Below are 14210 nucleotides of genomic sequence, written 5' to 3'. Positions count from 1 at the left end.
TCTGTGGCGGAGCAAAGCGCCAAGACGAGTGCAGCAAAGTCATAAGACGGGAAAAGGGGCCGCGCCGTGCCGGAAGCGACATGGAATGTTCCACGGCCAGCACGGCGGCGGCAGGCGTTGCCGCCTGCCGTTACCGCTCTCAGGCGCGGCGCAGGCGCATGGCCGGGCGGCCGCGGCCGTCGATCAGCTCCAGCGAGCCGCGGCGCGGTTCGAGCCGGAAGGAGCGGGCGCCTTCAAGCGCTTCGATGAACTGCCTTTCCTGGCGCATGATGTCAGGAGCGCAGGCCATCTGGGTGGAAATCATCCGGCCGAAATCGACGCGGTTGCGGCTTATCTTCACCTCGCCGCCGATGCCGTTGCAGCCGGCATTGCCGGAAACGCGGCCCTCGCGGGAAATTTCCAGCGTTGCCTCGCGGCGGCCGCGAACCCTTTCGCCACGGATTTCCTGCACCAGCCAGCGCCCCTCAATGCCAGCCTGCGGCTCCGGCCTGCCTGGAGCCGCCGCCACCCGTTCCAGAACGAGATCGGTGTCGTCACGCCCACCGGCCAGAACCGAGTAACGGCGCGTGGTGGTGAAGAGCAGCCGGTCGCCCTCGCGGATTTCGGCGCTGAGCGCATAGGAGCGGCGGCCACGGATGTCGCGGTCGTCATAACGCAAAACGAAGGGTACCGGCACCTGCCCACGCGGGCGTATGGTGGTTTCGGCGATCGTCTGCGAAGGCGCGTCCGCCAGCGAGACATCGATGAGGCGCACCGTAACAGTCGCGCCCCGGCGGCAGGGCGATCCGCTCGCGATAGGAAACGCTGCCGCGCAGGCTTGCGGTTGCGGCAGCCGCACCGCCCGCTGCAAAAAGCGGTGCAAGCGCGAGGAGCCCTGCGAAATTCCGGCGCGAAAGAAGTGGCTGGCGGTCGTTCATGGTGCTTGCTCCGTGCTGCTGATCGAATTTCAGCGGATGATAAAAAACGGCACTGAACGGGCGATGAACCGGTGAATGTTTCCTCACGAGTGGGGCTGAGCCATCGCGGATTGATGAGGAAGGAGGGAGGCCACACCAGCAGCCTCCCATTCACTTAGCCACGGAAACTGTCCCGCAGCGCTTCGAACTTGGCCAGCTGATCGCCACGCAGTTCCTTGTTTTCGTCGCGACGGACGAAAATCTTGAACATGGCGCCGCCGGCGGCATTCATGAACCAGACGGAACAGGAGCGTCGGCCATGAAAGCCGCGATCGACGAAGGTGATGCCAGTGCAATTGTCCTTCTTGATGTGGCCGCCGATGGGGCTGTCACCGTGGATGTTGAACCAGCCGTGGCTTTCGCTGCCCTCTGGCAGGTCGCCCGGCACTTCCAGCACGATATCGCCGGTCTGGACGATCATCAGGACTTCGCCCCAGCCGCGCATCTCGTTCCAGATCGCGTCGAACTGATCGGAACCAGCCGAAACGGCCGCGCCTTGCGGCAGGATCGCCAGAACTTCGGCTGATGTCACCTCTGCCTTGGCGGCAATGGCTTCCACGATGCCATCAGGCTTTTCGGCAAGTGCTGCGACAGCGCGGGCCTGCCGGTCATCGGTCTTTTGTGCTGCAATGCTCATAGGCGAGCCTCAGGCGGCAATCGAACGGCGTTCGCCATTCTTGTCTTCGTGGATGATGACGTCAAAACCTTCGAAATGCGGGCTGGAAAGATATTCGACCTTGCCACGGTTCTCACCGGCCTTGGCATGGGCGGCGCGGAACTGTTCGGATTTGGTCCAGCTCAGGAAATCGTCCTTGGTGGCCCAGACGGTGTGCGATGCATAGAGCGTGTGGTCATCCGCCTTCGGGCCTTTCAGCATGTGAAATTCGATATAGCCCGGCAGCTCGCTCAGGTGCGATTTACGCTCGCGCCAGATGGATTCAAAGGTATCCTCATAGCCCGGTACGACGCGAAAACGGTTCATTGCGATAAACATGGAAGTCTCCCTTTAAGTTTACAGTTGCAGTCAGGATATCCAGCCGAAGCGTGGATGGAAAGAGGCTGACGATAAAGCGAACAATTTTACTCCACTTATCGATTGCGCCTTCTATAAACATGTGCAAATAACTCAAGTTAAATAAGATGGGCAATCCCGTATCCGCCCGTGCCAGCTTGTGTTTCAGGATAGCGTCATGTTGAATTTAAGCCTTCGCTCGTTCGTTTTCGCCGCCCTCGTGCCCGCCGTCATCGCCGTTGCCGCGCCCGGAGCTAGAGCTTCGGACAAGGGCAATCCGGAGGCGAAACGCATCGTTGCAGTCGGCGGTACGGTAACGGAAATCCTTTATGCGCTTGGCGCGAGCGACCGCATCGTTGCGCGTGACAGCACCAGCAGCTATCCGGCGGACGTGCTGTCCAAGCCCGATATCGGCTATATGCGGGCGCTCTCGTCGGAGGGCATTCTGTCGCAGAAGCCCGATCTCATCCTGTCTGAAGACGGGTCCGGCCCGGCGGATGTCGTTGCCATCCTCAAGGCCAGTGCGGTGCCTTTCGTCACCGTCGATACCCCGCCGAGCGGCGACGCCATCCCCAGGAAGATCGAAGATGTCGGTGCGGCAGTTGGTCTTGCCGACAAGGCAAAGGCGTTGGCCGCGGAAACCAAAGCCGGGCTTGATGTGCTCGCCAAGGACGTCTCAGCCGTGCCGGAAAAGAACAGGAAGCGTGTGCTCTTCGTGCTCTCCAGCGCCGGCGGTCGCATCATGGCGGCGGGCAAGGGCACCGAAGCGGCGGCGATCATCGAAATGGCCGGCGGCATCAATGCCGCGCAGGAAATCAGCGGGTACAAGCCGTTGACGGATGAGGCGGTCATCGCCTCCGCGCCCGATGTGGTGCTGACCATGGCGCGCGGCGACCATGCCGGCAAGGCGGATGAGATTTTCGCGCTGCCCGCGTTCCAGTCCACGCCGGCTGCTGCGGAGAAGGCGCTGATCAGCATGGACGGGCTTTACCTCATCGGTTTTGGCCCGCGCACGCCCGCCGCCGGTCGTGAACTGGCGCACAAGCTCTACCCTGATGTGGTGAAGCCGTGAGCCTTGCTGCCTTGAGTTCCACGGAGGGCAGGGTTGCCGGTGACAGATCCCGTCAGGGGGTCGTTACCCTTGCCGTGCTCGTTGGCATCCTGCTGTTTGCCTGCGGCGTGTCTCTCGTCAGCGGGCCCACGGGTGTGGGCATTTCCGAACTCTGGGCCTATCTGACTGGCAGCGCGGATCAACTCGATGCGCGTGATAAAGTCATTCTCGAGGCGGTGCGACTGCCGCGCACGGCGCTCGGCATGTTGATCGGTGCCGGGCTTGGCGTCTCGGGCGCCATGATGCAGGGTCTTTTCCGCAATCCGCTGGCCGATCCCGGCATTGTCGGTGTCACCTCGGGTGCAGCACTTTTTGCGGTTGCGGCCATTTCTCTTGGGGAAGGTGCGCTTGCAACGGTCGCCGTATTTTTCGGCCCGCATTTTCTGCCGCTGATGGCGTTTTTCGGCGGGCTTTTGAATACCTGGCTGCTTTACGTCATTGCCACAAGGGATGGCGCCACCTCCACGACGACGCTTATTCTGGCCGGCATTGCGGTTGCGGCGATCAGCGGCGCGCTGACCGGCCTGATGATTTTTGTGGCCGATGACCGGGCGCTCCGCGACATAACCTTCTGGTCTCTCGGTTCTCTTGGTGGGGCCACCCCTGCCAAGGTTCTCGCCACCTTGCCCTTCATCATCGTCGTGCTCGCCATCATTCCCTTTGTCGCAAGGGGGCTGGATGCGCTGATCCTTGGCGATGCGGCGGCCTTTCACATGGGCATTCCCGTGCAGCGGCTGAAGCGAGTCGTCATTCTGGCCGTTGCCGCTGCCTGCGGGGCAAGCGTGGCGGCTGCCGGCTCCATCGGTTTTGTCGGTATCGTCGTGCCGCATCTGCTGCGGCTTGCCATTGGCCCATCGCACCGCTTCCTGCTGCCGGCCTCTGCACTTGGCGGGGCCGCACTTCTGCTTCTCGCCGACAGTTTTGCCCGCACGGTTGCGGCACCGGCGGAATTGCCCATCGGTGTGGTCACCGCGCTGATCGGCGCGCCGGTCTTCCTGTTCCTGCTGCTTGGCCGCGGCGGATTTTCCATGCGGAACATGTCATGATCCAGGCCGAAAACCTCACCCTCATCCGCTCCGGCCGCCGTCTGCTCGACGAGGTCTGCGTCGATCTGAAGCCCGGCAAGGTCAATGTCATTATCGGTCCGAACGGTGCCGGCAAATCGACGCTGATGAAGGTTCTGTCCGGCGAGATGCGTGCCGAGGCCGGTTCAGTGACCTATAACGATGTTGCCCTGCCGTTGTTTACGCCGGTTCAGCTTGCGCGCATCCGTGCCGTGCTGCCGCAGAATACCCAGCTTGCCTTTCCTTTCACCGCGCTCGAAATCGTGCGCATGGGCGCTGTCGCGCAAGGGTCGCGCGCGCCGGAAGAGCAGGCCCGCCGGGCGCTCGCCAGGGCCGGGCTTCGCGGGTTCGAGCAGCGCTCCTACAACATGCTGTCTGGCGGCGAGCAGCAGCGCGTGCAATTTGCCCGCGCTCTCGCCCAGGTGCCGCATCCCGTGGAAAACGGCGAGGTGCGGGCTCTCTTTCTCGATGAGCCGACGGCCAGTCTCGATATCGGCCACCAGATCGCGGTGCTGGAAACGGCGCGGGATTTCGCTATTGGCGGCGGTCTCGTGCTTGCCATCCTGCACGATCTCAACCTTGCGGCAGAATTTGCCGATCAACTTATCGTCATGCATGGCGGCCGGGTAACGGCGAGCGGTCCATCGCTGGACACGATCAGCGACGAGACGATTGCAAGGGTCTATGGCATTGGCGGCGTCGTCGGACGTCTGCCGGCGCGGCATATTCCTTATGTGCTGCCGCAGTCGAGGCATCGCTAGAGCATTTCCAGGAAAAGTGGAACCCGGTTTTCCGTCAGGAAATGCGACAAGGCTCCAAAGGTGATGTCGCTTCAGCTTTCCGGCCGGGTGACGATGAAGAGTGCAGAGCCGAGCATGACGGCGGCAACGATTGCCGCGCGCAGAGCCGGCGGGTCGCTCAGGAACCAGAAGGCGGCATAACTCGCACACATGGCCGACAGGGCCGCAATCTTCGCCTTGCGGGCAATTGCGCCGCGTTCGCGCCATTGCCGAAGCGACGGGCCGAATCGGGGGTGGGTCAGAAGCCACGCCTCGAGTTTCGGTGAGGAGCGGGAAAAGCACCAGAGCGCCAGCAGCAGAAATGGCGTGGTGGGCAAAACGGGAAGAAACGCGCCGACGATGCCGGTCGCGACCATAAGCCAGCCAAGACAGAGGTACAGAAGGCGCATGGATATGCCGGTATCATGAGTTCTCTACTCAGGATAGAGCGGCGGGGCGAAATGTGAGGGCCATTTTGACCGGAAAGCCCGCGTGCCCAGGTCATGCGCCAACTGTTTCGCCATCACATTTGCCGTGATCGGGCGGTTTCCCCTGCTCCTTAATCCGTCTTTAGGGTTGAAAGCACGGCACTCTGTCTTTATCCCGTTGGTCCGCAATGTCCGGAGCACAACCGGACGACGACGAGATAAGAAGCAGAAGGAAAACACCATGGCCAAGCTGATCCACTCGATGGTCCGGGTGCTGGAAGAAAAGCGTTCGGTGGAGTTTTACAAGCAGGCTTTCGGGCTTGCGATTGCGGAACGTGCCGAGTTCGAAAATTTCACGCTGATCTATCTCAGCAATGCCGAAGGCGATTTCGAGCTGGAGCTGACTGTCAACCGGGGTCGCGAAGTGCCCTATGCGCTGGGTGACGGCTACGGCCATCTCGCGGTCAGCGTTGCCGATGTGGATGCCGAACATCAGCGTTTCATCGAGCTTGGCCTGTCTCCGGGCAAGATCATCGAAGCCGACCATAGAGGTCAGCCTTTCGCGAAATATTTCTTCATTTGCGATCCGGATGGCTACAAGATCGAAGTGCTGCAGCGCGGCAACCGGTTCAAGTAACAAAGAGGCACAACATGGCAGAGGCAGGCGTCAAACTCGAAGACAGCTGGAAACGTGTTCTTTCCACCGAATTCGCCAGCCCCTACATGCAGAAGCTCAAAGATTTCCTGCTTGCCGAGAAAACTGCTGGCAAGCACATCTTTCCCAAGGGTGCCGAATATTTCCGGGCGCTGGATCTGACCCCGCTCGACAGGGTCAAGGTCGTCATTCTGGGGCAGGACCCCTATCATGGGGTTGGCCAGGCACATGGGCTTTGCTTTTCGGTGCAGCCCGGCGTGCGCATTCCGCCCTCGCTCGTCAATATCTACAAGGAATTGCAGAGCGATCTCGGCATCCGCCCCGTCAGTCACGGTTTTCTGGAAAGCTGGGCGAAACAGGGCGTGCTTTTGCTCAACAGCGTGCTGACGGTGGAAGAATCGCGCGCTGCCTCGCATCAGGGGCAGGGCTGGGAAAAGTTCACCGATGCCGTCATCCGCGCCGTCAATGACGAATGCGAGCATGTGGTGTTCCTGCTCTGGGGTTCGTATGCCCAGAAGAAGGCGGCTTTCGTGGACCAGAAAAAACATCTCGTGCTGCGCTCGCCGCACCCTTCGCCGCTTTCGGCCCATAACGGCTTTTTCGGCAATGGCCATTTTTCCAAGGCAAACGCCTTCCTGGTATCCCATGGCCGCGAGCCTATCGACTGGCAATTGCCGGAAACTGCTTAAGCAACCTTCCATCCTCCGCCGTCATGCCGGCTCAAGACGGGCATGACGGGGAGTGCAGCAAACATCTTTACAGCGCAGTCGGGTCCGGTTTAAGAATACTCGACTACAAAGTGAAGGATTTGTGCCCGTGTCTCTCCTGTCTGCAGAAACCTCTGTCTCGCTGCCCGATCCCGCATCGATCGTCGATGCTTTCGAGGATCATTTTTCGGAGCATATGGAGATGGAGCGGGAAGGGACGACGGTGCGTTTCAAGGCGGAATATGGCCATGGCAGCTTCAGCGCCGAAGGTGGCCGGTTCGCCGCCCGGGTAAGCTGCGTTTCCGAACATATATTGACGTCGGTCAAGGCCATGGTGGCTGAGCATATCGTTGAGTTTTCCGGCAAGACGGGACTCGATTTCCGTTGGAGCGGACACGGCGCCTATCAGCGCGAGCTACCCAATCTCTTCGTCGGCAAGGTTGCCCGCGCCTATAATCTGACGCCGCATATGCGCCGTCTCGTGGTGTCCGTCGAAAGCGGTATTGAAAGGCTTGTCACCGGCGGCATGCATGTTCGCCTGCTGCTCATTCCCGATCAGGCGCGCGCTGCGGTCTGGCCTTACCTCGCGCCCACCGGCGCGATCGTCTGGCCGGCGGGCGACGATCTTCTGACGCGGCGCGTCTATACCATCCGCTCCGGCGATGTCGGCCGCGGTGAGGTGGATATCGATTTCGTCATGCATGAGGGCGATGACATGCCGGGCGCAAATTTCGGCGCGACGGCAAAGCCGGGCGACGTTCTCGGCATCATCGGTCCGAGCGGCACTTGCCCGGAAGCGGAGCGTTACGTCTTTGCCGGCGACGAGACCGCGCTGCCGGTGATGCTGCGCATGGCGGCGGAAATGCCTGTTGGCAAGACGCTCAGCGTCTATGCCGAGATCGACAACGAGGCGGAACGGCAGGTGATCGTCTGCGCCGCCAATGTCGAATGGACATGGCTTTATCGTCGCGGCAAGCCCGCCGGCACATCGGGCCTTATCGAACAGGCGTTGCGCGGCCATGCCTGGACGGGCGAGCATGATGGCCTGCATGTTTTCGTCGCCTGCGAGAAGTCCGAGGCGAGGGCGGCGAAATCCTTCCTCACCGATGAGATTTCCTTCCCCAAGGCATCGCTGCGCGCCGTCGGTTACTGGAGCATGGGCCTCGCCGACGATCATTGAGGCATGCCTCTATCGACTGGGCTGAACAGTCGGTTTTATCGTTCACCAATCGGGAACAATCCGTTCCTGTTGCCGGTCTATGCCCGCAGCACTTCTTACCCCATCTTCACGCCATGAACACGGCTGGCCCGATTAACGGGCCGCCAGGGCGAAAAGGGGTTTATCATGTTGAACCAGATCAAGGGCCTGCACCACGTCACCTCCATGGCCGGTAGTGCGCGCCAGAACAACGGCTTTTTCACCGATACGCTCGGCCTGCGCCGGGTGAAGAAGACGGTCAATTTCGATGCGCCGGATGTCTACCATCTCTATTATGGCGATGAGGTCGGCACGCCCGGCTCCGTCATGACCTATTTTCCGTTCCCGCACATTGCCCGTGGTCGTCCCGGCACCGGCGAAGTGGGCACAACGCTGTTTTCCGTCCCGGAAGGCTCGCTCGGCTACTGGCAGGATCGTCTTTCCAAGGCGGGCGTGGACGGTCTGAAGGCTGACGAGGCATTCGGCAACAAGCGCCTGCATTTTGAAGGTCCCGATGGTGATGGTTTCGCGCTGGTCGAGGTCAAGGATGATGCCCGTACGCAGTGGACCGGCAATGGGGTCAGTGCGGATCAGGCGATCCACGGTTTTCAGGGCGCCTCCTTGCGCCTCCGTGACGAAGGGGCGACCGCCGAGCTTTTGAAGTTCATGGGTTATGAGGAAGTGGACCGCCAGGATGGCGTGCTGCGTCTCGGCATGCCCGGCGGCAACGGTGCTGATGTCATCGACATCGAAACCATGCCGAACATCTCCGGCGCGCGCCTCGGCGCGGGTTCGGTGCACCACATCGCCTTTGCGGTCGAAAACCGCGAAAAACAGCTCGAAGTCCGCAAGGCGCTGATGGATACCGGCTATCAGGTGACCCCGGTGATCGACCGCGATTATTTCTGGGCGATCTATTTCCGCACGCCCGGCGGCGTGCTGTTCGAAGTGGCCACCAACGAGCCCGGTTTCGACCGCGATGAGGATACGGCGCATCTCGGCGAGGCGCTGAAGCTGCCGACCCAGCACGCGCATCTGCGCGCCCAGCTGGAAAAGCAGCTGGAGCCGCTGGGTGACGAGAAGGCGGTTTAACCCTATCGGACCTGGCCATCCTTTGGCAGGACGTTTGCCACTCTTTTCTTCTCCCCGTCCGGGGAGAAGACGACACGCTGAAACCTCTCGCTCGACATGTGATGCCCAATGCCTTGCGGCAGAGTGAGTTCGGTATCGCTGAATTTCTCCTTTCAGAAAGGATTATCCAATGACCAAAGACACATATTTCCACAAATCCCGTGCCGGCGTTGCGGGTGCACCGCTTTTCGTCGTGCTGCACGGCACCGGCGGTGATGAAAACCAGTTCTTCGATTTCGGCTCGGGCCTGTTGCCGAATGCCACGATTGTCTCGCCGCTCGGCGATGTCGCCGAACATGGCGCTGCGCGGTTTTTCCGGCGCACGGGTGAGGGCGTTTACGACATGGCCGATCTAGAGCGGGCAACAGCCAAGCTGGCGGATTTCGTCAAAGCCAACCGGGAGCACTATCAGGCTGGTCCGGTTATCGGTCTCGGTTTTTCCAACGGCGCGAATATTCTCGCAAATGTGCTGATCGAACAGCCGGAGCTTTTTGATGCCGCCGTGCTGATGCATCCGCTCATCCCGTTCGAGCCGCAGGCGGCTGCGGCCAAATCCTCGCGCCGGGTGTTGATCACGGCCGGAGAACGCGATCCCATCTGCCCGGTGCCGCTGACGAAGGCGCTGGAAAAGAGCCTTGAAGCGCAGGGCGGCACGGTGAAAACGGTGTGGCATCCGGGCGGGCATGAAATTCGTTCGAACGAAATCGAGGCGGTGCGGGCGTTTCTGGCGCCTTATGGAGGGTAGCTTTCTGCCCGGCCTCCTTCCTCACCGTCATGCCGGATCTAGTCCGGGGTGACGGTGAGGGTAGGTGATCCGCCTTTCCGCATCGCATCCAGGCAGAACGATCCTGCTACACCCGCCTTAGCGATATCCGCATTGCTGCAACTGCGCCTCGTAACGCAGCGCCATGTTGGCGGAGCGGCGGGCGGCTTTCTGGACGGCGGAATTGTTGCGCCAGCTTCCCTTGGCGTAACCGGCATGGCCGGAATAATAGGCGAGGTAGAGGTTATAGGGATCGTTCAGCGCAATGCCGTTTTCGCGGCGGCTCTTGGCGTGATACCAGCCGACGAAATGGATTGCGTCGGTGAAATCCGTGCGGCTGGCCGACCAGCGGCCGGTTTCGCGTTTGTAGACCTCCCATGTACCGTCCAGCGCCTGGGCATAACCGTAAGCGGTGGACTGGCGCGTCCAGGGAATGAAGCCGAAGAGTTTGGTGCGCGGCGGGCGGGCATAGGGGCGGAAGGCAGATTCGGTGTAGATCGTTGCCATCATCACCGGCACCGGCACGCCGAACTCCCGTTCGGCTGCCCTCGCGTCACGTCGCCAGTTGTTGAAGAGGCCGTTCCGCTGCTCGAAAATCGCACATGCATTGGTGACCTGCGACGGTGCGGTTGCGCAACCGGCCAGAACAGTCATCAGTAAAACAACGGCAAATACGCCACGCATCGCGGAACCCTTTCGTTCCGCAATTCTTAAATTGCTAACCATTAACGTCGGGTTTTAAGACAAGGTTAATTCAAATGCCGCCGATCAAGCGCTTGTTAACCCGCTGAAAATTCCTGTGTCCGGGATGCGGCAAAACCATGGGGTGAGTGGCGTTTTTTTCCGGGCATGGCATTGCCGGCATCCCCGCACATCCCCGGTCTCACAAAGCCGCTTATGCTTATCCCATCCCGGTCATCCAGCGTGCGCGCGGCGCAAGGTGGGCGGGGCAGGCGGCCAAAACCGGGGAGTTTCCCGATGTCACGGTTGAGGCGGCCGGCATATGCTCATCCTCCAAACAGGAACCGGTTTGGCGGGCGGGTCACATGTTGAAGCCGGGGCCGCATCGTCTGCAAAACCCTACTACACCATTTGATACTCCCGCAGCGATGCGGCCCCTTTATCGCTTCTAAGCGTTGCCTCGGTTTCGGGGCGACGGGCGCGGGCTATGTTTCCGGAGAGCCTGCCCCCTGTACAAAAATGAAAACCGATAAAATTGTAGCAATCGGCTTAAAGCGGCTGAAAACAGTGCTGTGCCATTGTGGGATCACAGACAAGGAGCGGACAACCTGCAAGGACGGGGCCGCTGCGGAAAACAGAAATCGAGACCGGCACAAGCCGGCGGATCGTCAAACGGGGTATGAAAATGCTGAAGAAGATTATTGCTGCCGCCATCTGCGGAATTGCCATTGCTTCCATGTCCACTCATGCCGATGCGGCTGGTGCCGCCGGTTTTGCACGCAGCTTTGCCGCAGCCGAAAAGAGCGCCGTAACACAGATCGGTATTTCGGCGCCCGGCGGTTTTGATGGCTGCGTTCTGTCCGCCGGCCAATGCGTTTCGACGATTGCCGCACCGCTGACCGGCGAACGCCGCGATGAACTGCTGCGCGTCAACCGCGATGTGAACGCCACCATGGGCGCACTCGATGATTATTTCTCCGGCTTTTCAGCCGATGTTCCGGCAACGCCTTCGGTAAGCGCCAATGATTGTGGCGATTGTGCCGCGATCAAGCGCACGGCACTGGCCGGTGCCGGCTGGTCTTCCGCAGCACTGCGCCTTGCCTTTTTGCTTGATGATGACGGATCGCTCGAAAAGGTGCTCATTGTGAGCACCGACAAGGGCGATATCGTGCTCGGCAACGCCGCTTTCTCTCCGGTTGAGCGCGAAACCGCGCTCTAACCCTAACTTTTCATGCCTGCCAGACTGCGCCGGTTTTCCAGACCCTTACGGGATCAGGAAGCCGGCGATTTTTTTCGTTCCGCCACGGCAATGCCGGCCAGCGCCATCACCAGCGCCGCGATCTGGTAGGGATGCAGGGTTTCGCTGAGGACGATGACGGAGAGAAGCGTGCCGAAGACGGGGACGAGGTTGATGAAAAGGCCGGCGCGGTTGGCGCCGATCTGCTCCACGCCCTTGATGTACAGGATCTGGGCGATGAGCGACGCGAAGATGGCGGCATAGACCACCAGCACCCAACCCTTCTGATCGGGCCAGACGACGTTGTCGCGTGAGATTTCCCAAAAGACCAGCGGGACTGAGGTTAGGAGGGCGAAAAAGGCTGGGATCGCCATCAGCGTGCGCCAGTCCACGATTGGTTTCCAGCGCAGGATGACGGTGTAGATGGCATAGACCAGCACCGCCAGCAGCATGATGGCGTCGCCGGCATTCATCTCCAGTTGCAGCAGCGAGACCGGATCACCATGCGAGGCGAGAAGCGCCACGCCGGCAATGGTGAGACAGAAACCGGCGATCTGGCCGAACAGCACGCGAGTGCGGAACAGGATGAAGTTCAGCACGAATATGACCATGGGAATGCCCGCCTGGATGACGGCGGCATTGATGGCGGAGGTGTGCTGAAGCGCGGTATAAAGAAAGACGTTGAAGGCGGTGTAACCGATACTGCCGAGCACGAAGAAGTAAGGCAGGCGTTTTTTCACCACCGGCCAGTCCTTGATGAGCTGCGGCAAGGAAATGGCGAAGATGATGGCGACGGCCAAAACCCAGCGCAGGAAGGTAAACGCCATGGGGCTGATGTGGCCGACGGCGAGCTTTCCGGCAACGGTATTGCCACCCCAGCAGAGCGTGGCGATGATGAGGGCGAGATAGGCTTTCGAAGGCACGCTGATGTTTCGCTTCTTCAAGGGGCGGGAAAAGGCTAAGGGGTGAATAGCGGCCTTGTGTCCGCGCTTGTCCCCCACGGGGCGAGATAATGCGGAATTCGACGTTTTGTCACGGAAAAAGCAAAATTCACCATAAGAAACAGGGTCGCTTTCCGTAAAACAACGCAGTATACATTCGCGGGTTTGGGTTTCCCATCGGGTTATCGGGCGCGCAAGCGCCATGAGCAGGAAAGCAAGAAATGACGAATGTTGTGGTGGTCGGCTCGCAGTGGGGCGACGAAGGCAAAGGCAAGATTGTCGACTGGCTGTCCGAGCGGGCAGATGTCGTCGTGCGGTATCAGGGCGGCCACAATGCCGGCCATACTCTTGTCATCGATGGCATCAGCTACAAGCTTTCGCTTCTGCCTTCCGGCGTCGTGCGTCCGGGCAAGCTCGCCGTCATCGGCAACGGCGTCGTGGTCGATCCGCATGCGCTGATCGCTGAAATCGGCCGTCTGGAAGTGCAGGGCGTAAAGGTTACGCCGGAAAACCTGCGCATTGCAGACAATGCCACGCTCATTCTTTCCCTGCACCGCGAACTTGATGGCATGCGCGAAGACGCCGCCTCCAACAGCGGCACCAAGATCGGCACCACGCGCCGCGGCATCGGCCCGGCCTACGAAGACAAGGTCGGCCGCCGCGCCATCCGCGTCATGGATCTGGCCGACATGGAGGCGCTGTCCGCCAAGGTCGATCGCATCCTGACGCATCACAATGCGCTGCGTCGCGGCTTCGGCGCTGCTGAAGTTTCGCATGAAACCATCATGGAAGAGTTGAGCTCGGTTGCAGAACGCATCCTGCCGTTCAGCGAAACCGTATGGCTGCTGCTCGACAAGAAGCGCCGCGCCGGTGCGCGCATCCTGTTCGAAGGCGCGCAGGGCTCGCTGCTCGATATCGACCACGGCACATACCCCTATGTCACCTCTTCCAACACGGTTGCCGGTCAGGCCGCTGCCGGTTCGGGCATGGGTCCGGGTTCGCTGGGTTATATTCTCGGCATCACCAAGGCCTATACGACCCGCGTTGGCGAAGGTCCTTTCCCGACCGAGCTGCATGACGAAATCGGCCAGTTCCTGGGCGAAAAGGGCCATGAGTTCGGCACTGTCACCGGCCGCAAGCGTCGTTGTGGCTGGTTTGACGCAGCGCTGGTGCGCCAGTCGGTCGCCACCAACGGCATCACCGGCATCGCGCTCACCAAGCTTGACGTTCTCGACGGTCTGGACGAGCTGAAAATCTGCGTCGGCTACAAGCTCGACGGGCAGGAAATCGATCATCTTCCCGCAAGCCAGGGTGCGCAGGCTCGTGTTGAGCCGATCTATGTCACGCTGGAAGGCTGGAAAGAATCTACCGTCGGCGCCCGAAAATGGGCGGATTTGCCTGCTCAGGCAATTAAATATGTCCGTCAGGTGGAAGAACTGATCGGGGCGCCTGTCGCGCTTCTGTCGACAAGTCCGGAGCGTGACGACACCATACTTGTGACTGATCCGTTTGAGGACTAATGTCCTCGGCGATCTAGATTCATAAAC

The 14210-nt window shown here is 60.6% G+C and carries 15 protein-coding genes and 1 pseudogene; 10 read left to right on the top strand and 6 right to left on the bottom strand.

The features are described from left to right. Positions 1-139 precede the first annotated feature (139 nt). From QE432_RS11225 to QE432_RS11215, 3 genes and pseudogenes are all read right to left on the bottom strand, one after another. Positions 140-917 (bottom strand): annotated as a pseudogene (locus QE432_RS11225) (YbaY family lipoprotein). 154 nt (positions 918-1071) lie between these two features. Beyond that, complete coding sequence (gene hutX / locus QE432_RS11220; protein WP_111790601.1) at positions 1072-1593, bottom strand: heme utilization cystosolic carrier protein HutX; 522 nt, start codon at positions 1591-1593, stop codon at positions 1072-1074. Positions 1594-1602: 9 nt separating this feature from the next. Beyond that, positions 1603-1950, bottom strand: a complete 348-nt coding sequence (locus QE432_RS11215) for an antibiotic biosynthesis monooxygenase family protein (protein ID WP_111790602.1) — start codon at positions 1948-1950, stop codon at positions 1603-1605. A 196-nt stretch (positions 1951-2146) separates the two neighbouring features. Here QE432_RS11215 and QE432_RS11210 point away from each other — a divergent pair, with 196 nt between their 5' ends. From QE432_RS11210 to QE432_RS11200, 3 genes are read left to right on the top strand one after another with little or no spacing between them, the layout of a single operon-like run. Next, positions 2147-3040, top strand: coding sequence for a heme/hemin ABC transporter substrate-binding protein (locus tag QE432_RS11210; RefSeq protein WP_003514008.1), 894 nt, complete (start codon positions 2147-2149; stop codon positions 3038-3040). Next, the gene (locus QE432_RS11205; protein ID WP_080797800.1) at positions 3037-4125 is read left to right on the top strand and encodes a FecCD family ABC transporter permease; all 1089 of its coding nucleotides are present in this window, start codon (positions 3037-3039) and stop codon (positions 4123-4125) included. Before QE432_RS11210 ends, QE432_RS11205 begins: the two co-directional genes overlap by 4 nt. Continuing rightward, positions 4122-4904, top strand: a complete 783-nt coding sequence (locus QE432_RS11200) for a heme ABC transporter ATP-binding protein (RefSeq protein ID WP_019565087.1) — start codon at positions 4122-4124, stop codon at positions 4902-4904. The genes QE432_RS11205 and QE432_RS11200 overlap by 4 nt, the downstream gene beginning before the upstream one ends. A gap of 71 nt (positions 4905-4975) precedes the next feature. Here the strand turns inward: QE432_RS11200 and QE432_RS11195 are convergent, their stop codons facing one another. Next, positions 4976-5332: a YbaN family protein gene (locus QE432_RS11195; protein ID WP_003514002.1), complete on the bottom strand. Its 357-nt coding sequence runs from the start codon at positions 5330-5332 to the stop codon at positions 4976-4978. A gap of 259 nt (positions 5333-5591) precedes the next feature. Here QE432_RS11195 and QE432_RS11190 point away from each other — a divergent pair, with 259 nt between their 5' ends. The 5 genes from QE432_RS11190 to QE432_RS11170 all read left to right on the top strand — a co-directional run bounded on the left by QE432_RS11190 (position 5592) and on the right by QE432_RS11170 (position 9786). Beyond that, on the top strand, positions 5592-5987 hold the full coding sequence (locus QE432_RS11190) for a VOC family protein (protein WP_111784148.1): 396 nt from the start codon (positions 5592-5594) through the stop codon (positions 5985-5987). Positions 5988-6001: 14 nt separating this feature from the next. Further along, positions 6002-6694, top strand: a complete 693-nt coding sequence (gene ung, locus QE432_RS11185) for a uracil-DNA glycosylase (protein ID WP_025594362.1) — start codon at positions 6002-6004, stop codon at positions 6692-6694. 121 nt (positions 6695-6815) lie between these two features. Next, entirely contained in the window at positions 6816-7892 is a 1077-nt protein-coding gene (locus tag QE432_RS11180) for a siderophore-interacting protein (protein WP_111784149.1), read from the top strand. A gap of 165 nt (positions 7893-8057) precedes the next feature. Next, on the top strand, positions 8058-9002 hold the full coding sequence (locus QE432_RS11175; RefSeq protein ID WP_111784157.1) for a VOC family protein: 945 nt from the start codon (positions 8058-8060) through the stop codon (positions 9000-9002). Positions 9003-9171: 169 nt separating this feature from the next. Next, positions 9172-9786: an alpha/beta hydrolase gene (locus tag QE432_RS11170; protein ID WP_065662148.1), complete on the top strand. Its 615-nt coding sequence runs from the start codon at positions 9172-9174 to the stop codon at positions 9784-9786. A 117-nt stretch (positions 9787-9903) separates the two neighbouring features. Here QE432_RS11170 and QE432_RS11165 read toward each other — a convergent pair whose 3' ends face one another. Next, complete coding sequence (locus tag QE432_RS11165) at positions 9904-10488, bottom strand: transglycosylase SLT domain-containing protein (RefSeq protein WP_013636743.1); 585 nt, start codon at positions 10486-10488, stop codon at positions 9904-9906. A gap of 682 nt (positions 10489-11170) precedes the next feature. Between QE432_RS11165 and QE432_RS11160 the strand changes: the two genes are divergently transcribed. Continuing rightward, the gene (locus tag QE432_RS11160) at positions 11171-11704 is read left to right on the top strand and encodes a transglutaminase-like cysteine peptidase (protein ID WP_026330751.1); all 534 of its coding nucleotides are present in this window, start codon (positions 11171-11173) and stop codon (positions 11702-11704) included. A 53-nt stretch (positions 11705-11757) separates the two neighbouring features. Here QE432_RS11160 and QE432_RS11155 read toward each other — a convergent pair whose 3' ends face one another. Further along, positions 11758-12645, bottom strand: coding sequence for a DMT family transporter (locus tag QE432_RS11155; RefSeq protein WP_162686679.1), 888 nt, complete (start codon positions 12643-12645; stop codon positions 11758-11760). A 239-nt stretch (positions 12646-12884) separates the two neighbouring features. Between QE432_RS11155 and QE432_RS11150 the strand changes: the two genes are divergently transcribed. After that, positions 12885-14183 (top strand): adenylosuccinate synthase, encoded by a 1299-nt coding sequence (locus QE432_RS11150; protein WP_003513983.1) that lies wholly within the window; start codon positions 12885-12887, stop codon positions 14181-14183. Positions 14184-14210 lie beyond the last annotated feature (27 nt).

Source organism: Agrobacterium sp. SORGH_AS_0745 (assembly GCF_030818995.1).
Lineage (GTDB): Bacteria > Pseudomonadota > Alphaproteobacteria > Rhizobiales > Rhizobiaceae > Agrobacterium > Agrobacterium tumefaciens.
The sequence above is the reverse complement of the archived record's forward strand: the minus strand, read 5'-3'. Positions and strand labels throughout refer to the sequence as shown.

Bases quoted from the DNA above. Each gene is read 5' to 3' on its own strand.
- hutX (WP_111790601.1), bottom strand. From the start codon at position 1,593: ATGAGCATTGCAGCACAAAAGACCGATGACCGGCAGGCCCGCGCTGTC.
- QE432_RS11215 (WP_111790602.1), bottom strand. From the start codon at position 1,950: ATGTTTATCGCAATGAACCGTTTTCGCGTCGTACCGGGCTATGAGGAT.
- QE432_RS11210 (WP_003514008.1), top strand. From the start codon at position 2,147: ATGTTGAATTTAAGCCTTCGCTCGTTCGTTTTCGCCGCCCTCGTGCCC.
- QE432_RS11200 (WP_019565087.1), top strand. From the start codon at position 4,122: ATGATCCAGGCCGAAAACCTCACCCTCATCCGCTCCGGCCGCCGTCTG.
- QE432_RS11195 (WP_003514002.1), bottom strand. From the start codon at position 5,332: ATGCGCCTTCTGTACCTCTGTCTTGGCTGGCTTATGGTCGCGACCGGC.
- QE432_RS11190 (WP_111784148.1), top strand. From the start codon at position 5,592: ATGGCCAAGCTGATCCACTCGATGGTCCGGGTGCTGGAAGAAAAGCGT.
- ung (WP_025594362.1), top strand. From the start codon at position 6,002: ATGGCAGAGGCAGGCGTCAAACTCGAAGACAGCTGGAAACGTGTTCTT.
- QE432_RS11175 (WP_111784157.1), top strand. From the start codon at position 8,058: ATGTTGAACCAGATCAAGGGCCTGCACCACGTCACCTCCATGGCCGGT.
- QE432_RS11170 (WP_065662148.1), top strand. From the start codon at position 9,172: ATGACCAAAGACACATATTTCCACAAATCCCGTGCCGGCGTTGCGGGT.
- QE432_RS11165 (WP_013636743.1), bottom strand. From the start codon at position 10,488: ATGCGTGGCGTATTTGCCGTTGTTTTACTGATGACTGTTCTGGCCGGT.
- QE432_RS11160 (WP_026330751.1), top strand. From the start codon at position 11,171: ATGCTGAAGAAGATTATTGCTGCCGCCATCTGCGGAATTGCCATTGCT.
- QE432_RS11150 (WP_003513983.1), top strand. From the start codon at position 12,885: ATGACGAATGTTGTGGTGGTCGGCTCGCAGTGGGGCGACGAAGGCAAA.